This window comes from Candidatus Binatia bacterium (assembly GCA_036563615.1).
Lineage (GTDB): Bacteria > Desulfobacterota > Binatia > UBA12015 > UBA12015 > DATCMB01.
In genome coordinates this window covers 543,579-563,896 of record DATCMB010000022.1, presented here as the reverse complement: position 1 = coordinate 563,896, position 20,318 = coordinate 543,579, and the positions used below count along the sequence as shown (strand labels likewise).

Genomic DNA, 20,318 nt, shown 5'->3' with positions numbered 1-20,318 from the left:
AGGCGTCCATCTCCATGGCCATTCGCCGCTACCTGACCAACTTCGCGAAGCTCGCGATTCACCACGGAGGTATCTCGACGCTGGCCCGCACCGTTCTCGCGGGCCGCGCCGCGATCCTGCGCTACCACTCGGTGAGCACGGTTGCCGACGGCACGCACCTCTGCCTCGATCCCGGCCTCGCCGTCGCCCCCGAGCACTTCGACCGCCAGTGCGCGTACCTGAAGCGCCACTATCGCGTGCTGTCGCTCGACGAGATGGTGCAGCGCCTCTCCGAGGGGAAGCCGCTGCCGCCCAAGTCGGTCGCGCTGACCTTCGACGACGGCTACCTCGACAACTACACGCGCGCCTTCCCCATCCTGCAGCGCCACGGTCTGAACGCGACGTTCTACGTGACGACCGATTGCATCGACAACCGCTCGATCCTGTGGACCGGGCTGCTGCGCTTCGTGGTTTTCACCACCACGGTCCCGGTGCTCGAGACGCGTGAGCCGATGGCCTTCCGCCTGCCGCTGCGGACGCCGATCGAGCGTCGCGAGGCGTTCACGAAGCTCATCGTCACGATGAAGAACATCCCGACGGAGCGGCGGCTCGCCTTGCTCGAAGCGCTGCGGGTCGCGGCCGGCATCGAGGACGTCTCGCCGCTCAAGTCGATCATGATGACCTGGGATCAGGTGCGCGAGATGCACCGCGCGGGGATGATCTTCGGCGCGCACACGCTGACCCATCCCAACCTGCCGAACGCGACGCCCGAGGAAGCCGAGCGCGAGATCGTCGGATCGCGCGACGCGCTCGCGGAGCAGATCGGCGAGCCCGTGCGGCACTTCTCCTACCCGAACGGCCGCGGCAGCGCGCACCTCACCGAGGCGATCAAGGCCATGGTGCGTCGCGCCGGCTTCGCCTCGGCGACCACCTCGGTGACCGGTAGCGTCGTCGCCGGCGACGACCTCTTCGCGCTCAAGCGGATCGGCATCTACAACCGCCACGGCGCGATGCCGGAATTCACGCTCGACATCGAGCGCGGCAAGATCGGAGCGTGAGCACCGCGTGACCGCGTCATCCGTCCCGTTCTCGGCGCCGACGCGCCGCGTGACCCGCGGGGTCGAGCGCTTCCCCGTCTGGGCGATCTTCGCGACGGTCGCCGCGGGCTGCGCGCTCGGCGCGGCCGCCTTCTTCAGCGACCACCGCCTGGTGCTCGCCATGGCGGTCGTCGGGATGGTCTTCGCGGGGCTGCTCGTCCTCTACAAGCCCCACGTCGGCGTCATGGTCATCATGACGACGATGCTGATGTCCTACCCTTCCGCGCTGAAGGGCGTCGGACCGTTTACGATCAACAACCTGCTCGGCCTCTCGCTCCTGCTGATCCTCGCCTTCCAGCTCTACCGCACGCACGACTACTGGTTCTTGCGCGAGCCCGAGATCCGACTGCTGATCGCGATCGCCATCGTGCTGATCACGATGCAGTACATCAACAAGCTCATCTGGCCGGACATCAAGTACCTCCTGCCGAAGGTGCAGAAGAGCGGCCACGAGGGCTACTACGGCGAGGTCGACGTCAGCGGACGGTGGATCTTCGAGCTGCTGTCGCGCATCGCGTTCACGATCTTCTTCGTGAACTGGATCCGCACGCCCAAGCAGCTCAAGTGGGTGCTGTACGTCATCGCGCTGTGCATCGTCGCGGTGGTGCCGACGCTCGGTCCCGACATGGTCAAGGGCGAGGCGGAGTACCGCATCACTTCGAAGGTCGTCGGCTGGGCATCGAACATCAACCGATTCGCGTTCATGATGAACGTCGGTATCGCGCTGTTCGTGTACCTGGCGACGAACACGAGATCGGTGGCGATGCGAATCGTCTGGCTGAGCTTCGCGGTGGGCTCGATTCCGCTCGTTCTGCTCACCGCGTCGCGAAGCGGCTTCCTCGGCCTCTGCCTGGTCGGCTTGCTTTTGTGCCTAGGCGATCACGTCCCACGCCGCGGCAAGATCATCTCCGCCGCGGTCGGGCTGGTGCTCGGCATCTTCGCCTTCCAGTTCATTCTCACGGACGCGCACCGCGAGCGTCTGATGAACATCAACCCGTTCGCGACGCCCGAAGCGGTCGGCGTGCGCATCGAGGGCTCACGCTCGACCGAGACGCGCGTCACGACGCTCGCCGAAGCGCTGCGCATCATCTCCGAGCACCCGCTGACCGGCGTCGGCCTCGGCAACTTCCGCTGGGTCAACGCGTACCTGCACGGCTCGTACAAGCCGCCGCACAACTCCTACGTGTGGTCCGCTGCGGAAGGCGGCATCATCACGACGTGCCTTTACTTGACGCTGTTCGGCTTCCTGTACACGCGCGTGCAGCGCTTGCGCCCGAAGTACAAGAACCATCCGCAGCTCTCGCACCTGCCCGACTGGCTGCACCTCTACCTCGTCCTGTTCTTCTTCTTCTCGATCTTCGCCGACGTCTGGCTCGAGGTGCACATCTACTTCATCATCTCGATCGCGATCGTTCTGACCCGCTGGGCGCTCGACGAGGAGCTGCGCGGCAAGGGCTTGCCCGGCGTCGTCTCCGGTACGCCGGGCGCGCGACGCGCCGCCATCCGTCAGCTCTATCGCCCGCGGACCGAGGCGGCATGATCCGCGTCGCGTACGTCATCGATCACCTGCACGTCGGTGGCGCGCAGCGCCACCTGCTCGAGGTCGTGCGCGGCCTCGACCGCGACCGCTACGAGCTCGAGATGTGGACCGCGGCGGCGGAGCCAGGCGACCTCGCCCCGCTCTTCGAGCGCGAGGGCGTGCCGGTACGCTCCTTCGGCATCCGCTCGACCATGCTGAGCCCGCGCACGTTCGGCGCGGTGGCGCGCGTCGCCCGCGACATGAAGCAGCGCGGCGTGCAGGTCGTGCACGGCTACCTCTTCGAGGGCAACTTCCTCGCGGCGCTGGTCGGACGCTGGGCGCGGCTGCCGGTCACGCTGGTGAGCAAGCGCAGCCTCGACCGCTACGACCGCCTCGACCGCCGTCTCGCCGCGTGGCTCTCGAACCAGCTCGCCGATCGCGTGCTGGTCAACGCCGACGCCGTCCGCGACGTGGTCGTGGAGCACGAGTGGTGCTCGCCGCAGCGCATCTCGCGGATCCCGAACGGGGTCGCCCTGCCCGCGAGCTCCGCGAGCGTCGACGCGCCGGCCTCCACCGAGGACGACCCGCGCGGACGCGGTCCGCTGGTGGGCATGGTCGGGCGGCTGAGCTGGAAGAAGGGCTACGACCACGCGCTCGCCGCGGCCGACCTGCTGCGTCGGCGCATCCCGGACGTCCGCTTCGACATCGTCGGTGACGGTCCGCTGCGCGCCGAGCTCGAAGCGCAGTCCGCGCGCCTCGGGCTCGGCAACACGGTTCGCTTCCTCGGTCAGCGGCGCGACGTCCCCGAGCTGATGCGCCGCTTCGACTGCTTCGTCCTGTCCTCGATCATCGAGGGCATGCCGAACGCGCTGCTCGAGGCGATGGCGCTCGGGCGTCCGGTGGTGACGACCTCGGCCGGTGGCAGCGCGGAGGTCGTGGTCGACGGCGAGTCGGGCTTCGTCGTGCCGCCGGCGGATCCGGCCGCCCTCGCCGACGCCGTCGAGCGCGTGCTGCGCGACCCCGCGCTCGCGCGCACGCTGGGCGAGCGCGGCGAGCGGCGCGTGCGCGAGCACTTCAGCCTCGAGGCGATGCTGCGCGCGATCGACGGCCTCTACCGCGAGCAGCTCGCCCGCGCGGGCATCCACGTTCCGCCCGCGGAGGTGCGCGCGCCCGCTGCGGCCGGCGAAACCGTGTCGCGTGCCTGAACCGAACAGAGACGAGCTTCCAGGACAGCCATGATCGGGCCCATCCTCTTCTGGTTCGCGGTCGTCGTGCTGGTCTACCAGTACGTCGGCTACCCGCTCACCCTCGCGGCCCTCGCCGCCCTCCGCGGCCGCCAGCGTCCTGCGTCGTTCGCGAGCGACGCCGAGCTCCCCAAGGTGACGCTGATCATCTCGGCGTACAACGAGGCCGAGGTCCTCGAGAACAAGCTGCGCAACGCGCTCGCGCTCGACTACCCGAAGGATCGCCTCGAGATCATCGTCGCGTCGGACGGCTCGACGGACGCGACCAACGACATCGCCCGCTCGTTCGCCGCGGAAGGCGTCGTGCTGCACGAGTACCCGGTCAACCGCGGCAAGAACCACTGCCTCAACGACACCATGCCGCGCGCCGCCGGCGACATCATCGTCTTCACCGACGCGAACGGCATGTACCGGCCCGACGCCGTCAAGACGCTGGTGCAGGGCTTCGCCGATCCGCGCGTCGGCAGCATCTGCGGCGAGCTGATCTACAAGAACTTCAACGACAACCCGATCGCCGAGGGCTACAACCGCTACTGGGAGCTCGACCAGATGCAGAAGCGCCTCGAGAGCGCGCTCGGCTGTCTCCTCGGGGCGAACGGCTCGATCTTCGCGGTGCGCAAGGAGCTCTGCCGGCCGGTGCCGAACGACGTCTGCAACGACATGGTGCAGCCGATTTGGGTCGCCGCCGCCGGGCACCTCTGTCTCTACGAGCCGCGCGCGCTGTCCTACGAGGCCGGGTCGCGCAACCTGCCCGACGAGCTCAAGCGACGCTCGCGCATCATCGGCCGCGGCATCCGGGGCATCCAGGCCGTGTGGCCCGACATCGTGCGCAACCGAGCGTGGCTCGTCGGCTGGGAGCTCCTGTCCCGGAAGGGGTTGCGTTACGCCACGCCGCTGTGGTTTCTCCTGCTGCTCGTCGGCTCGGGTCTCGCGAGCGGCGTGGGCTACCAGGCGCTGTTCGCGCTCCAGATCCTCGCCTACCTCGCGATCCCGGTGGGGTTCCTGCTCCCGGACGGCAAGCTCAAGCGCCTGGCGTCGCCGGTAGTCTACTTCGGGATCGGAAACCTGGCTGCGATCATGGGATGGTGGAAGGTCACGACGGGCTCCGAGCTCGGACGCTGGCAGACGGCCGAACGTCCGTTCGAGGCCACGACCGGCGGCGTGACCGCTGCGATCGACGGACGGGACTGAGGAGAGCTTGCGCGTGACGACGAACGGACACCGCGAGATCGTGAACGCCTTCTCGGTCGACGTCGAGGACTGGTTCCAGGTCTCCGATTTCGAGGACCAGGTCCGGCTCGAGGACTGGGACCACTACGAGAGCCGCGTCGTCGCCAACACGCGGCGTCTGCTGCGCCTGCTCGCCGAGTTCCGCGTCAAGGGCACTTTCTTCATCTTGACGTGGAACGCCGAGCGCTACCCGGGTCTCGTCGAGGAGATCGCCGCCGACGGACACGAGATCGCGACCCACGGCTACGCGCACCGTCTGGTCTACGAGCAGGGCAAGGACCTCTACCGCCGCGACCTCGAGCGCTCGCAGGAGATCCTGACCCGCATCCTCGGCTTCCCGGCCCGCGGCTACCGCGCGCCGTCCTTCTCGGTGACCGCCAAGTCGATGTGGGCGCTCGACGTCATGCTCGAGTGCGGCATCGAGTACGACTCGAGCATCTTCCCGGTGCGCGACTCGCTGTACGGCGTGCCGGGCGCGCTCCGCTTCCCCTTCGTCATCCACTCGCTCGGACAGCGCAACCTGGTCGAGTTTCCGATGACCACCGCGCGCGTCGGCAAGCGGAACCTGCCGCTCGGCGGCGGCGCGTATCTTCGCCTGCTGCCGTACCAGTACATGCGCTGGGGCATGCGCCGCGTGAACCGCGAGGGGCAGTCGGCGATCGTCTACCTGCACCCGTGGGAGATCGATCCCGGCCAGCCGCGGCTGCGCTCGCGCGGCAAGCGCGGGTTCTCGACCCACTACCTGAACCTCCACGTCATGGAGGACAAGCTGAGACGCTTGCTTTCGGATTTCCGCTTCGCGCCGGTGCGTGACGTGCTGCGCGATCGCGGATTGCTCGCTGCATGAGGTGACGGGCCCCGAAAGAGGATCAAAGCTCATGTCGCTACGTGCCTTCATCATCACGCAGGAAGACTGCCTCTACCTGCCGCAGTTCGTGCACACGGTGCTGCGCCATCGGCGGTCGAACATCGTCGGCATCACGATCCTGCCGACGCTCATGCCGAAGCAGACCTGGATGTCGACGCTGCGCGACCACCTGGCGCTGTACGGCCCGAGCCAGTTCCTCCGTCAGTCGGTCCGCTACGCCTTCCGGCGCGGGCTCGGGCTCGTAGGTCGCGCGGTGCCGCTGCCGAACTTCTACTCGGTCGCGGCGGTCGCCGAGCACCACAAGCTGCCGCGCATCGAAACGTCCAACGTCAATTCCAAAGAGTATCTCGAGCAGCTGCGGCGGCTGAACCTCGACCTCGTGATCTCGATCAACGCGAGCCAGAAGTTCAAGCGCGATCTCCTCGCCCTGCCCCGGCTCGGCTGCATCAACGTCCACGGCGCCCTGCTGCCGCGCTACCGCGGCCGCCTGCCGAGCTTCTGGGTGCTCGCCAACGGCGAGAAGGAAACCGGGGCGACGGTGCACTTCATGAACGAGGAGCTCGACGACGGACCGATCCTGCTGCAGGAGCGCGTGCCCATCGAGCCCGACGACACCCAGGACAGCCTCATCCGCAAGACCAAGGCGGTCGGAGCGCGCCTGCTGGTCGAGGCGATCGACCGCCTCGAGCAAGGCTCGGCTTCGACGCTGCCCAACGATCGCTCGCAGGCGACCTACTTCTCCTTTCCGACCCGCGCGGACGGCCTGCGGCTACGACAGCAGGGCCGGCGCTTCCTCTAGCCCGGCTCCGCCACGCGGCATCGCACGAGCAACGTCATCCCACAGCACCTGGAGCCCCGAAAGATGAACAACGACGAGAACACGGTCCTCGACGAGGTCAAGGGCTGGCTCCGCGACCGCGGGCTCACCAAGAGCAACCTCAAGGCCTACAAGTACTGGATCCCGTACACGATCGGGAACGGGAAGGCCTGGACGCCGCAGTCGGTGACCTTCGAGCTCACGCTGCGCTGCAACCTGTCGTGCCAGATGTGTCCGCTCGACATCCCGCGGATGATGCACGACAAGACGCACCACGATTACATCAAGGACCGGCAGAGCCACGAGCTGACCACCGAAGAGGTCAAGAGGGTCATCGACGACATCGCCAAGATGGGCGTGCAGGACATGACCATCACCGGTGGTGAAGTCTTCCTACGCAAGGACGTGTTCGAGATCATCGAGCACATCACGCGCACGCCGATCCACCTCTGCGTCAATACCAACGGCTGGTTCCTGCGTCCCGACGAGGCGCGCCGCCTCGTCTCGCTGCGTCCGCACGCGCTGTCGATCTCGATCGACGGTCCGGACGACCTGCACGACGAGATCCGTCGCGGCAAGGGCAGCTTCCGCCGCCTGCTCGAGGGCATCCGCAACATCCAGCAGGCCAAGAAGGAGCTCGGCGTCAAGCGTCCGAAGATCGGCATCACGGTGACGATCTCGGCGCTGAACCAGCACCGCTACAGCGAGGTGCTCGACTGGCTGAAGGACACCGGCGTCGACTCGGTCGACTTCGACTACATGTTCTACACCACGCCCGAGCACAACCGTGAGACGGAGCAGCTCGTCCCCCTCCCCGTGCACCGCAAGGAGGAGGACCAGGACCTGCCGATGTACCTCCGTCAGGTGAACGGGCAGATCCTCTACGAGGAGTCGCAAAAGGCGATCGCCAAGAGCGAGCAGTACGGAATTCCGATCGGCTTCGGTCCGCCGCTCAAGACCCCGGAGGAGATGGAGCGCCGCTTCCTCGACGACGAGTACGCCTTCGTCGAGAAGTGCTTCTACCCATGGAAGACGTTCCGCATCAGCCCGTACGGGGACGTCTACTCGTGCTCGATCGACGTCGCCTTCGGCAACGTCCGCGAGCAGAGCGTGATCGACATCTGGAACAACGAGGCCTACCAGACCTTCCGTCGCGCGCTGAAGAAGCGCCGGCTGTTCCCGAAGTGCGCCAAGTGCTGCGCCCTGAACAACGAGTTCTGGAAGTACCTTCCGACGCTCGGCTGAACTCGATGACCTTCTTCCCCTTCGTCTTCATCGCATGAGCACACCCAAGAGACAGCATCGCGTCGCGCTGATCGGCGCGGGACGCATCGCGGCCACCCACCTCGGCTTCGCGCGCGGCGTGAAGAACGCTTCCATCGTGGCGGTGTGCGACGCCGACGCGACGCGCGCCGAGCAGTTCGCGCGCGACAAGAACGTGCCGGCGTTCTTCACGAACGTCGGCGAGATGATGCGCGCCACCGAGCCGAACATCGTGCACGTCGTCACGCCGCCGTCGACGCACGCGGCGCTGGCGATCGCCGCGATGGAAGGCGGCGCCAACGTCCTCGTCGAGAAGCCGATGGCGATGACCGTCGCCGAGTGCGACCGCATGATCCAGGTCGCGCGCGAGCGTGGCCGGCGTCTGTGCGTCGACCACAACCGGCTCTTCGACCCGGTGATCCGCCGCGCCCGCGCGCTCGTCGACAGCGGCGCGATCGGCGAGGTGGTCTCGGTCGAGGCGCACCAGGGCGTCAACATGGTCGAGCTCGGCGCGACCGGCAACGGCAAGACGCACTGGAGCATCGCCGATCCGTTCGCGCCGCTCTGGAACCTCGGCCCGCACCCGCTCTACCTGGTCGCGAACTTCCTCGGTCCGATCGAGCGCATCCAGGTCGCGGGGCAGCCGCTCGCTCCGGGCGAGGCGCTGATCGGCGAGATCCGCGTGATGCTGGAGGGTCAGAACCGCTTCGGCTTCGTCGCCTTCTCGATGAAGAGCCAGCCGTATCTGAACCACCTCAACGTGTTCGGCACGAAGGCCACGCTCCGCGTCAATCTCAACACGATGACCGTGCTCCTCGAGCGCAACCGCAAGCTGCCAAAGCTCGTCGCGAAGCTCATGCAGAACTTCGATCCGGCGGCACAGCTCGTGAGCGCGGCGGTCGGCAACGCGATCAAGGTCGCGACGCGACGCATGAAGCTCTACCCCGGCATCGGGGAGACGATCCGGCGCTTCTACCGCAGCCTCGACGAAGGCACGCCGCCGCCGGTCGACGCGCGGGAGGGACGCGAGGTCGTCGCCTTGCTCGCCGACATCCAGCACCAGCTGACGACGAGCGCCGCCGCGCAGGCGCGCACCGGCGTCGAGCAAGGAGGGACCGCATGGACCTCCTGACCGGCGCCACCGGATTTCTCGGCAGCCGCCTCGCCGCGCGCCTCGCGCGCGAGGGACGCGAGCTGCGCGCGATCGTCCGTCCCGGCACCGATCTGCGCCGCATCCCGCGCGAGGTACGCGAGGTCGTTTGGGGCGAGATCCACGAGCCCGACACCGTGGCGCGCGCCATGGCGGGCGTCGACACCGTCTACCACACCGCCGCCCGCGTCAGCGGCAGCGGCGACCGCGCGGCGTTCGCGCGCGACAACGTCGAGGCCGTGCGGACGCTGCTCGAGGCGGCCGACGCAGCCGGCGTGCGCTGCTTCGTGCACGTGAGCTCGATCGGCATCTTCGGCGCAAGCCAGAACGGCGCGATCGTCGAGAGCACGCCGCTCGACCCGGCGATCGAGGAGCGCGGCCACTACGCCTGGTCGAAGGCCGAGGCCGACCGCCTCGTGCGCAGCTTCCAGCCGCGCTCCGGCATGAAGGTCGTTATCGTGCGTCCGGGGATTCTCTACGGACCGGACGCCCCGCCGTTCATCGCGCGCCTGCAGTTCCCGGTGCCGCGCGGCAAGGGGCGCCGTGTCGTCGTCGGTCGGCGCGACGCGCTGCTGCCGCTCGCGCACGTCGACAACGTCTGCGACGCGATCGTGCTCGCCGCCCAGAAGGGCGAGCACGGTGCGGCATACAACGTGGTCGACGAGCCGGCGCGCCAGGGCGAGTACCTCGAGCTGCTCGCGGCGTCGGGCGTCCCGGTGCGGCCGACGTTCGTGCCGCCCGCGGCGCTCTGGCCGGTGGCGCTCGCCTGCGAGGTGGTCGGCAAGCTCACCCGCCGGCGTCTCCCGCTCACGCGCTACAAGCTCAAGCGGGCGACCGAGAGCCTGCGCTACGACACCACGCGCGCGCGCGAGGCCCTCGGCTGGAAGCCGGCGATCGACCTCCGAACCGGCGTCCGCAGCATGGTGAACGCGTCGTCCAGCACCAGCTGAATCTCTCCCGGGGCGCCGATTCCCGGGCGCCGAGCGCGCGTTTCGCGCAAACCCGCTTCCCTCTGCACCGACCGGAGCCGTATGAACGAGCGCGAGAACACTGCGAAGCGTCGCGGTGGGCCGGGCAAGGTCCTGCCGCTGCGAACGCGCGACGGCGCGCCCACGAAGTCGTCCGTCCGCGAAGAGGGCATGAGCAGACTGCGCATCCTGTTCGTCATCGACGAGCTCGACATCGGCGGCACCGAGCAGCAGATCCTCGAGATCGTCCGGCGGATCGATCGCGACCGCTTCGAGCCGTACGTGTGCTGCTTCCGCCACGGCCGCAAGGCGCAGGAGATCGAGGCGCTCGGCGTGCCGGTGCTGCACGAGCCGAAGCGCCTCAAGGCCGACCCCGGACTCGTCCTGCGCCTCGCCAACCTGATGCGGCGCGAGCGCTTCGACATCGTGCAGACCTACCTGTGGACCGCGAACACCTGGGCACGCGTCGCAGCCCGCATCGCCGGCGTGCCCTGGCTCTTCGCGTCCGAGCGCAACGTCGACATCTGGGAAGAGACCTACAAGCGCGTGATCGGACGCTTCCTCGCGCGCTCGACCGATCGCATCATCGCGAACTCGGAGGCCGTGCGGCAGTACCTGCTCGAGCGCGGCGGGCTCTCGCCGGACAAGGTCGTGACCATCTACAACGGCGTCAACTTCGATCGCTTCAAGACGCCGTGCGATCCGCGCGTGCGGCGCCGTGAGCTCGGCGTCGGCGACGACGTCGTGCTCGCCGGCTGCGTCGCGCGCGTCGAGCCGGCGAAGGACCACGCAACGCTGCTGCACGCGTTCGCGCTGATCAGCGACCGCGTCCCGAACCTGCACCTCGTGATCATCGGCGACGGCAGCGAGCAGGCGCGCATGCAGCGTCTCGCGAGCGAGCTCGGCCTCGGCGACCGCGTACACTTCACGGGCTTCCGCACCGACTCCGCCGAGTGGCTGCAGAGCGTCGACATCTCGGTGCTGTCGTCGGTCAAGGAAGGGCTCTCGAACACCGTGCTCGAGTCGATGGCGGCCGGCAAGCCGGTGGTCGCGACCGACGTCGGCGGCAACGCCGAGGTGATCGTCGACGGCGAGACGGGCTTCCTCGTGCCGCCGCGCCGTCCGAACGAGCTCGCCGAAGCGCTCGCCCGCGTCGCCTCGTCGCGCGAGCTGATCGCGTCGATGGGCGCCGCCGGACGCAAGCGTGCGGACAACGTCTTCTCGGTGCGTTCGATGGTCGAGCGCACGGAGCAACTCTATCTCGCCCTCGTCGGCGCGGGAGACCGCGCCGCAGCCTGACATGCTGGCCTTCGTCGTCAATCAGTTCCCACGCCAGGTCGACGCGTACTTCCTGCGCGAGCTGCTGGGACTCCACGAGCGCGGGCTCGACTTCGCGATCTACTCGCTGCTGCACCCGCCGCGCGGCTGGAAGGTGCACGCCGACGCGCGGCCGCTGCTCGAGCGCGTGGTCTACCCGCCGCGCCCGACACAGCTCGTCGCCACCGCCGGACGCGTCGCGCTGTCGAAGCCGGGCACGACGGCGGCGGCGCTCGCGCACATCGTCTGGGGCCACCGGTCGATGCCTGGTGCGCTCGCGAAGTCGGTCGCGATCGTGCCGCAGGCGCTCGCCTTCGCGCGCGACATGCAGCGTCGCGGCGTGCGTCACGTGCACGCCAACTGGGCGACCTACCCCGGGACGGCGGCGCTGCTGATCTCGCGTCTGACCGGCATCCCGTACAGCTTCTCCGGCCACGCGACCGACATCTTCGTGCACCACGCGATGCTGCGCGAGAAGATCGACGCCGCGCGCTTCGTCGTCACCTGCACCGACTACAACCGTGGGTATCTCGCGCAGATCGCGCCCAAGCGCGCCTCGAGCATCCGCACGGTCTACCACGGCGTCGACCTCGGGCGCTTCGCGCGCAACGGGACGCCGCGGATCGCGAAGCGCATCTTGACGGTCGGCACCCTGCGCAAGTGCAAGGGCATCGACGACCTGATCCGCGCGGTCGGCATCCTGCGCGACCGCGGACGGGACGTCGAGCTCGAGATCATCGGCGACGGCGAGGAGCGCGAGGCGCTCGAGCGTCTGATCCGCTCGCTACGGCTCGAGGACCGCGTGCTGATGCCGGGCTACTTGCCGCAGGAGGAGGTCATTCCGGCCTACCACCGCGCCGCCGTGGTCGCCCTGCCCGCGCACCACGAGGACCACTTCGGGATCCCGAACATCCTGATCGAGGGCCTCGCGGCCGGCACACCCGTCGTCTGCACGGAGCTGCCGTCGCTCGGCGAGCTGATCGAGCACGGGCGCAGCGGGCTCTTCGTTCCCGAGCGCGATCCCCTGGCGCTGGCCGACGCGATCACCCGCCTGCTCGACGACCCGGCCGAGGCCGCGCGCATGGCCGAGGAAGGACGCCGCCGCGTCGCCGAGAAGTTCGACATGCGCCAGACGGTCTCGCAGCTCGAGGGCATGCTGCGCGCCGCAGCGGAGGGCCGCGCCTGATGCGCTCGCTGGTCGAGCGTGGCGCGCGTCGCCTGGCGAGCGAGGCGGTCCACCTCGTCCGCCGCGTCAAGCCGGCGCGCAAGGGCACGGCGCGCGTGATCTACTACCACCGCATCGACGACGAGCAGCACCGCTCGTGCGTCACGCCGCGCGCGTTCGCCGAGCAGATGGCGTGGCTGCGCCGCGAGGGCTTCAACGTGGTGCCTTTCGCGAGCCTGCGCGCGCACCTCGACGAGCACCGCCCGTTTCCCGAGCGCACGGTAGCGATCACCTTCGACGACGGCTTCGCCGACAACTACACGAACGCCCTCCCCGTCCTCGTCAAGCACAGCCTGCCGGCGACGGTCTTTCTCGCCGCCGGCTACATCGGCGGCGACGAGCTGCCGGTGCTGCGCGACCGCCGCGGGTTGCGGCCGCTCGACTGGAAGCAGGTCGCCGAGATGCAGCGCGAGGGCATCGAGTTCGGCGCCCACACGCTCACCCACCGAGAGCTGACCGGGCTCGACGCAGACGAGCTGCGCCGCGAGATCGAGGGCTCGCGCGATCTGATCGCCGAGCGCACGGGCACGCCGGTCGAGACCTTCTGCTACCCGCGCGGCGCGTTCGACGACGGCGTCAAGCGCGCGGTGCGCGAGGCGGGCTTCCGTCTGGCTTGCACGACCATGCCCGGCTGCGTCACGCCCGACACGCACCCGTACAGCCTGCGGCGAACGTTCATCGCCTACGACGACACGCTGCGCGACTTCGCGCACAAGCTCGACGGCAGCTTCGACGTGCTGCACGCCGCCCGCCAGCGTCTCGGCGGCGGCGCGCGCTCCTACGCCTGACCCCAAGGATACGAACCCATGTGCGGCATTGCCGGATTCCTCTCGCTCGAGCAGGGCGTCCTCGCCACGCGGACGATTGCGCAGCTCATGTGCGACGTCATCACCCACCGCGGCCCTGACGATCAGGGCTTCCTGGTCGACGGACCGCTCGCGATGGGCATGCGCCGCCTGTCGATCATCGACCTCGGCGGCGGTCAGCAGCCGATCAGCAACGAGGACGGCAAGGTGTCGGTGGTCTTCAACGGCGAGATCTACAACTACCGCGAGCTGCGCAAGGACCTCGAGCAGCGCGGCCACCGCTTCAAGACGAACTCCGACACCGAGACCATCGTTCACCTCTACGAAGAGTACGGCATCCGCGGCGTCGAGAAGCTGCGCGGCATGTTCGCGTACGCGCTCTGGGACGCGGAGAACCGCCGCCTCGTGGTCGCGCGCGATCGGCTCGGCATCAAGCCGCTCTACTACAGCATCGGCAACGGCCGGCTGCTGTTCGGCTCCGAGCTCAAGAGCCTGCTCGCGGTCGGCCTCGACCGCACGATCGACCGTCAAGCACTGCACGACTACCTGAGCCTGACCTACGTCCCCGCGCCGGCGACGATCTTCAAAGCTGCGCGCAAGCTCATGCCCGGCACGATGCTGATCGCGGAGCGCGGCAACGTGCGGATCGAGCGCTACTGGGAGCTGTCGTACGAGCCGGATCCGCGCTTCCGCACGGTGCAGGACGCGATCGAGGCGGTCCGCGAGCGCGTCGACGACGCAGTCCGCAGCCACCTCGTCGCCGACGTGCCGCTCGGCGTCTTCCTCTCGGGCGGCGTCGACTCGGCGACGCTCGTCGCCTGCATGCGGCGCCACCACAGCGGCACGCTGAAGACCTTCTCGATCGGCTTCGCGGAGAAGAGCTTCAGCGAGCTCGACCGCGCGCGCGAGGCGGCGCGTCACTTCGAGACCGAGCACCATGAGCTGATCGTCACGCCCGACGCCGTCGCCCTGATCCCGGAGCTCGTGCAGTCGTTCGACGAGCCGTACGCCGACTCGTCCGCGATCCCGGTGCTCTGCGTGTCGCGTCTCGCACGGCGTCACGTCACGGTCGCGCTGACCGGCGAGGGCGGCGACGAGGTCTTCGCCGGCTACAAGACCTACGCCGCGACGCGGCTCGCCGGCGTCTACCGGCGCGCCGTCCCCGGACCGCTGCGCGCGCTCGCCGCGTGGACCGCGAACCGTCTGCCGGTGTCACACGGCAAGGTGAGCTTCGACTACATGGCGAAGCGCTTCGTCGCCGGCGCGACGCGCAACGACATCGAGGCGCACTTCTCGTGGAAGGCGATCTTCGACGAGCCGGCGAAGCGGGCGCTCTACCGCGAGCTCGACGAGACGCTCGAGCCGACCGTGCGCCTCTACCACCAGGTGGCCGCGCGCATCGAGCCGAACGACCTGCTCGCGCGGCTGCTCGCGATCGACACGCACATCGGCCTCGAGGGCGACATGCTGGTCAAGGCCGACCGCATGACGATGGCGACCTCCCTCGAGGGCCGCGTCCCGCTGCTCGACCACCCGCTGGTCGAGACGGTCGCCTCGATCCCGAGCCGCCTCAAGATGAAGGGCCTCAAGACCAAGGTCCTGCTGCGCGAAGCGATGAAGGACGTCCTCCCGCAGCAGACCGCCAAGGGGCCCAAGCAAGGCTTCAACGTCCCGATCCCGAGCTGGCTGACCGGGCCGCTGCGCTCGCTCGTGCGCGACACCCTCGCACCGTCGCGCATCAAGGCGACCGGGCTCTTCCGTCCGGAGCCGGTGCAGGCGCTGATCGAGGCCCACGAGCGTCGGGAGCGGGATCACAGCCGCGACATCTGGACGCTTCTCATGTTCCAGGCCTGGCACGACCGGATCGCACAGAGCACGGGCGCTACCGAGCCCCTGCGCAGACTTGTGGGTTGACCAGGTTTGAACGGCTCAGGCATTTTTTTGGACTCGAGCTTGGAGCGACGACGTGCCTAGGAACCTAGCCCTCCGCGCAGTATCCACTGATACGTCGGCCGTCCGCGAGCAGGAGGCGCCCCCGGTAGTATCGCAGCAGCCCCTGCCTCCAGAGCTACCGGAATCGCGCGTCCGGTACGCTCTGCAAGCCATCCTGGCGATTGCGGCGCTGATCGTGCTGTCGCCGGTGCTGCTGCTGGTCGCGATCGCGATCAAGCTGACCAGCCCGGGGCCGCTGTTCTACGCCGGTGTCCGCGTCGGCCTGAACCAGCGTCTGTACACGATGTACAAGTTCCGGACGCTGCGTGAAGGCTCGGAGCGCCAGATCGGCGGACGCCTGCTGAGCCCGCAGGACGACTTCTACACGCCGATCGGCAAGTTCCTGAAGCGTTCGAAGCTCGACGAGATCCCGCAGCTCTGGAACGTGCTGCGCGGCGAGATGAACTTCGTCGGACCGCGCCCGCTGCGGCCGATCTTCCTCGAGCGCTACCTGCAGGAGATCCCGCACTACGCCGAGCGCTTCCGCGTGCGTCCCGGCATGACGGGTCTCGCGCAGGTGCGCGGCGGCTACTTCACGTCGCCGCGCAACAAGCTGCGCTACGACCGGCTGTACATCGCGCACCGCTCGCTGGCGCTCGACGCCCAGCTCGTCGCGCTGACCGCGCTCAAGGTCCTGAACCGCTGGATCACACTCGGCGCGTTCCTGCTCGTCCTGCTGCTGTTCGTCTCGTTCATTCCTGCCGGCGCGATGGAGCGCCTGTACATCAACGTGGGCGGCGCGCGGGTGAACCCGCTGCACGGCGTGATCGCGTTCGGCGCGCTGTGGATGATCCTGCGTCGCGCGCCGAGCGACCGGATCAGCATCTACCGCAGCCCGCTGAACCTGCCGATCGCGTGCTTCCTGCTGCTCGCGCTGATCTCGGCCTTCCAGTCGGCGGCGCCGATCCAGGCGGTGCGCGGCGCCGCGTACCACCTGATCACGGGCTTCATCGTCCTGCTCGCGATCATCAACGGCACGTTCACACGCAGCTTCGTGCGCAACGCCGTGAACGCGGTCGCGCTGACCTCGGTCGCGCTGTGTACGGTCGGGATCCTCGAGCTGATCCTCGCCGACTACTTCCCGTCGGGGAGCACCGGGCGCACCGGTCTCGGCATGAACACGGTCGGGATCTCGTCGACGCTCGGCAGCCCGATCGCGCTCGCAACGTATCTGCTGCTCGGCGTCCCGTGCGTGCTCTGTAGCTTGACGCGCGCGCAGACGCGCGAGGCGCGCGATTTCTGGGTCGCCGCGACGACGCTCTGTCTCGTCGGCATCCTCCTGACGCGCGACCCCGCTGGCCTCATCGCGCTGGCGCTCATCGTGACCGCGTACCTCTGGGTGCACTTCAGCACGATGTGGGCCGCGGTCTTCCTCGGCGTGCTGACGCCGTTCGCGTACCTGTCGGTGATGCACGGCCTCGCCCACACGAGCTTCGACTGGATGCAACTCGTCTGCGGCCAGGCGACGCAGATCTGCCACAACCTCTCCGAGCTGCCGACGCGCACGCTGCTCTTCGGTCTCGGACCGCGGACGCTCGGCGAGCTCGTGCCGCCGAACACGACGCTGCCCGACGAGGCGCTCCGCCAGCTGAACGGCAACATGCGCCTGATCCTCGAGAACGGCATCCTCGGCTGGGCGGCGATGCTGTGGATCCTCGTGACGGCGTTCCTCGCGCTCTACCGCGCGCAGCGCCGCACGACGGACGCCGGTCTACGCGCCGTACAGTGGGCGGTGATGGCGGCGGTCGTCGGCTTCGGCGTCGCGATGCAGAGCTTCGATCCGTTCGACAACATCGCGATCCAGATCCTGTTCTGGGGTCTGCTCGGCATCGGCATCGGAACCGTGGTGCGGCTGGGCGACCGTCCGAGCGACTACCGGATCGCCGTCAAGCTCGGACACTAGGACGGGGAGAGCGGCAGCAGCGTCACAGCCGGACGTCGCCGCGCAGCTCGGCGAGCGGCACCTCGCGCGAGCGCCCGTCGCCTTCGATCCGCAGGGACTCGATCGCGCTCTCGCGCGCTCCGGGACACGTCACGCGCGACTCGATCGCCAGACCCGAGAACATGCCCGCCTGGTTCGTCGTGCCGAGCGGCTTCGCCGCGCCGGTCAGCAAGAGCTTCGCGTCGCGCACCGGATCGCCCGCGGCGTCGACTACGCGGAACTCCACGCGCCGCGCCCGCTGCAGCTCACCCGCGCCGGAGCATTGCACGTCGCTCACGCGGGTGTCCACGGCGACCACGGTCGCGCCGCCGGCGAGCGACACCTGGCGTGAGCAATCGAGCGCGACGTTCTCGAGCGACGTGCCGCTCGCGCCGTCGACGCGGACGCACGCAGAGTCCGCCGAGATGCGGCCGCCGCGCACGAGCGTATCCTCGGGGTACCGCGCGGCGATCTGCGCGCCCTTCTCCTTGTACCCCTGCAGCACGAGCGGCGCGGAGGACAGGAGGTTGTCGATCAGCTGCGTCTCGCGCGAGGCGCCGCGGATGTGCACCAGCGCACCGTCGATGCGATTGCCCTCGAGCACGGTGCGCGACGCGTCCTTGATGTACACCGAGGTCGAGCCGGCGCCGCGCAGCTCGCTTCGCTTCAGCACGTTGCCGTGGTTGCGAAGGAAGTAGACGTTCTCGCGCGCGTTGTCGTAGACCTGCGAATCGATGATCTGATTCTCGTGCGCTCCCGATCCAAGATGGATTCCCTCATCCGCATTGCGAAAGACCTGCACGTGGTCGAGCACGTTGCGGCTCGCGCCGCCGGCGAAGTCGATGCCGTAGCCGACCCGCGCCTTGAAGTCGCCGTTGTCGTGCGACGCGACGCCCGACACGCGCACGCGCTCGACCTTGACGAGCCGCAGGCCGCGCTCGAAGCCGGTCACCGCGAGGTTGCGGATCTGGGAGCCGCTCGCGCCGGAGTCCACCTGCACGCCGAAGCTGCCCTTCGCGCCGCTGCCGCGAATGACGTGCCCCGCACCGTCGAGCACCACGCGCCGACGCACGCGCAGCCCCGACGCCGGGCATGGGCCGAGGTCCTCGGGCAGCGTGTAGTCCGCGACGACGACGTCGCCGCAGCGGCAGCGTCGATCGCCGCCGCATTCGGCTCCGACGGCGACGTCCGCTGCGGCGCCGAGGCCGGCGAGGAGGAGCAAGACGCCGAGCGTCCGACGCGCTCGGCGTGCCGCGTGGGACGACGCTCCGCGCGGCGTGCGCGCCGCGACTTCGCGCGCCGTGTCCGCAGCCGTTCCTGACAGCTGGTCCGAAGACCGTGCGATCCGTATCCCTGTCGTTCCATCCATGCTGAACAAGTTCCGCACCCTCCTCGGCCACACCGTCATCTACGGCCTCGGCAACTACGGCATCAAAATCATCGGGTTCCTGCTCATCCCGCTGTACACCCGCTATCTCACGACGGCGGACTACGGCGTGATGGCGCTGGTCTCGATGTACACCCAGGTGATGTTCATCCTCATGAACCTGGGACAGAGCACCTCGCTGTTCCGGTTCTACTACGAGCACGACACGGAGGAAGGCCGCGAGCGCGTCGTGGCCGCGTCGCTGTGGATCGTCATCCTGTTCGCGGTACCGCTCGCGGCGGTGCCGTTCCTGTTCAACCGGCCGCTCGCGGATCTGATCCTCGGCAGCGAGTCGTGGTGGTTCCTGATGTGCCTCGGCACCGCGACGGTGCTGTGCAAGGTCCTGCTTCGCATGCCGTTCGCGATCATGCGCGCGAACGACCAGTCGAAGCGCTACGCCGCGTGGTCGCTCGCCCGCAACGCGCTCGGCATGGTGCTCGCGGTGGTGCTCGTCGCCGTCTTCCACCTCGGCGCGACGGGCGTCGTGCTGAGCCAGTTCCTCGCCGAGCTGGTGTTCTGCTTCCTGCTCACCGGCGTCACCTTCCGCATGCTGCGTGCGGGCTTTCACTGGCAGGACATCAAGGAGCAGCTGCTCTTCGGCCTGCCCTTCGTTCCGGTCGGGGCGGCGTCGTTCACCCTCGACCTGACCAATCGCTGGTTCCTCAAGCACTACTACTCGACCAGCGAGGTCGGCATCTTCTCGCTGGGCTACCGCTTCGCGGAGATCCTCACCTTCGTCGTCACCGCGTTTCAGCTCTCGTGGCCACAGTTTCTGTTTCGCCACCGCAAGGAGGAGAACGCTCCGCGCCTCTACGCCGACATGACGGCGTACTACCTCGCGCTGATGCTCTTCCTGTGGCTCAACCTCGCGGTGTTCGCGCCTGAGCTGCTGCGCATCATGGCGACGCCTGCGTTCTACCCCGCCGCAGCGGTGATTCCGATCATCTCGTTCGCGCTCGTCTTCGACGGCATGGGCTTCATGTTCAACATCGGCGCGCTGTTCTCGAAGAAGACGATCCTGCGCACGATCAGCGTGACGACCGCGGCGGTGGTCAACGTGACGCTGAACTTCATCCTGATCCCGCGTTACGGCATGATGGGCGCCGCGTGGGCCACCTTCATCGGCTTCCTCGTGCAGATGTCGACCACCCTGCTGCTGTCGTTGCGCGTCTATCACGTGCCGTACCGCTACGGGCGCATGCTGATCATGCTCAGCGCTGCGCTCGGGATCTACGCTGCGTCGACGTTCGTCGAGACAAGCTCGGTGGCGGCGTCGATCGCGCTCAAAATTCCCTTGATCCTTCTCTATCCGGCCGCGCTGCTGGCTTCGGGACTGTTCGATCCCAAGGACGTGGCGTCGGCGCTGATGTGGGTCGAACGCCGAGTGCCGCAGGCTGCGGTCGCCGTGCGCTACGTGCGGCCGCTGCTGCCGGGCGTCAGGGACGCGACGGGACGATGAGCACTGAATCGAACGTGCCAACCAAGGGGCAAGAGAC

General features: G+C 68.5%; 16 protein-coding genes. 15 read left to right on the top strand and 1 reads right to left on the bottom strand.

The features are described from left to right. The first annotated feature begins 14 nt into the window (after nt 1-14). The 14 genes from VIS07_21030 to VIS07_20965 all read left to right on the top strand — a co-directional run bounded on the left by VIS07_21030 (nt 15) and on the right by VIS07_20965 (nt 17,378). Nucleotides 15-1,037, top strand: a complete 1,023-nt coding sequence (locus VIS07_21030) for a polysaccharide deacetylase family protein (GenBank protein HEY8518004.1) — start codon at nt 15-17, stop codon at nt 1,035-1,037. Nucleotides 1,038-1,044: 7 nt separating this feature from the next. Beyond that, on the top strand, nt 1,045-2,616 hold the full coding sequence (locus VIS07_21025) for an O-antigen ligase family protein (GenBank protein ID HEY8518003.1): 1,572 nt from the start codon (nt 1,045-1,047) through the stop codon (nt 2,614-2,616). Then, nucleotides 2,613-3,800, top strand: a complete 1,188-nt coding sequence (locus VIS07_21020) for a glycosyltransferase (GenBank protein HEY8518002.1) — start codon at nt 2,613-2,615, stop codon at nt 3,798-3,800. The genes VIS07_21025 and VIS07_21020 overlap by 4 nt, the downstream gene beginning before the upstream one ends. A gap of 30 nt (nt 3,801-3,830) precedes the next feature. Further along, nucleotides 3,831-5,030, top strand: a complete 1,200-nt coding sequence (locus tag VIS07_21015; GenBank protein HEY8518001.1) for a glycosyltransferase family 2 protein — start codon at nt 3,831-3,833, stop codon at nt 5,028-5,030. A 13-nt stretch (nt 5,031-5,043) separates the two neighbouring features. Continuing rightward, nucleotides 5,044-5,916 carry an XrtA system polysaccharide deacetylase gene (locus VIS07_21010; GenBank protein HEY8518000.1) on the top strand — a complete coding sequence of 291 codons (873 nt, stop codon included), beginning with the start codon at nt 5,044-5,046 and terminating at the stop codon, nt 5,914-5,916. A 31-nt stretch (nt 5,917-5,947) separates the two neighbouring features. Continuing rightward, on the top strand, nt 5,948-6,736 hold the full coding sequence (locus VIS07_21005) for a formyltransferase family protein (GenBank protein HEY8517999.1): 789 nt from the start codon (nt 5,948-5,950) through the stop codon (nt 6,734-6,736). Nucleotides 6,737-6,799: 63 nt separating this feature from the next. Beyond that, nucleotides 6,800-7,999, top strand: coding sequence for a radical SAM protein (locus VIS07_21000; GenBank protein ID HEY8517998.1), 1,200 nt, complete (start codon nt 6,800-6,802; stop codon nt 7,997-7,999). A gap of 34 nt (nt 8,000-8,033) precedes the next feature. Continuing rightward, a complete protein-coding gene (locus tag VIS07_20995) occupies nt 8,034-9,149 on the top strand; it encodes a Gfo/Idh/MocA family oxidoreductase (GenBank protein ID HEY8517997.1) in 1,116 nt (371 codons plus the stop codon). Beyond that, on the top strand, nt 9,137-10,117 hold the full coding sequence (locus VIS07_20990) for an NAD-dependent epimerase/dehydratase family protein (GenBank protein ID HEY8517996.1): 981 nt from the start codon (nt 9,137-9,139) through the stop codon (nt 10,115-10,117). Before VIS07_20995 ends, VIS07_20990 begins: the two co-directional genes overlap by 13 nt. Nucleotides 10,118-10,306: 189 nt before the next feature. Next, complete coding sequence (locus tag VIS07_20985) at nt 10,307-11,434, top strand: glycosyltransferase (GenBank protein HEY8517995.1); 1,128 nt, start codon at nt 10,307-10,309, stop codon at nt 11,432-11,434. Between the two features lies 1 nt (nt 11,435). Then, the gene (locus VIS07_20980) at nt 11,436-12,638 is read left to right on the top strand and encodes a glycosyltransferase family 4 protein (GenBank protein ID HEY8517994.1); all 1,203 of its coding nucleotides are present in this window, start codon (nt 11,436-11,438) and stop codon (nt 12,636-12,638) included. Beyond that, on the top strand, nt 12,638-13,465 hold the full coding sequence (locus VIS07_20975) for a polysaccharide deacetylase family protein (GenBank protein HEY8517993.1): 828 nt from the start codon (nt 12,638-12,640) through the stop codon (nt 13,463-13,465). Before VIS07_20980 ends, VIS07_20975 begins: the two co-directional genes overlap by 1 nt. A gap of 18 nt (nt 13,466-13,483) precedes the next feature. Continuing rightward, nucleotides 13,484-15,397 (top strand): asparagine synthase (glutamine-hydrolyzing), encoded by a 1,914-nt coding sequence (gene asnB / locus VIS07_20970; GenBank protein HEY8517992.1) that lies wholly within the window; start codon nt 13,484-13,486, stop codon nt 15,395-15,397. Between the two features lie 52 nt (nt 15,398-15,449). After that, on the top strand, nt 15,450-17,378 hold the full coding sequence (locus VIS07_20965; protein ID HEY8517991.1) for a sugar transferase: 1,929 nt from the start codon (nt 15,450-15,452) through the stop codon (nt 17,376-17,378). 22 nt (nt 17,379-17,400) lie between these two features. Here VIS07_20965 and VIS07_20960 read toward each other — a convergent pair whose 3' ends face one another. Beyond that, entirely contained in the window at nt 17,401-18,618 is a 1,218-nt protein-coding gene (locus tag VIS07_20960) for a right-handed parallel beta-helix repeat-containing protein (GenBank protein HEY8517990.1), read from the bottom strand. A gap of 145 nt (nt 18,619-18,763) precedes the next feature. On the opposite strand from VIS07_20960, the gene VIS07_20955 reads away from it, so the two are divergent. Further along, the gene (locus VIS07_20955) at nt 18,764-20,281 is read left to right on the top strand and encodes an oligosaccharide flippase family protein (protein HEY8517989.1); all 1,518 of its coding nucleotides are present in this window, start codon (nt 18,764-18,766) and stop codon (nt 20,279-20,281) included. Nucleotides 20,282-20,318: the final 37 nt, after the last annotated feature.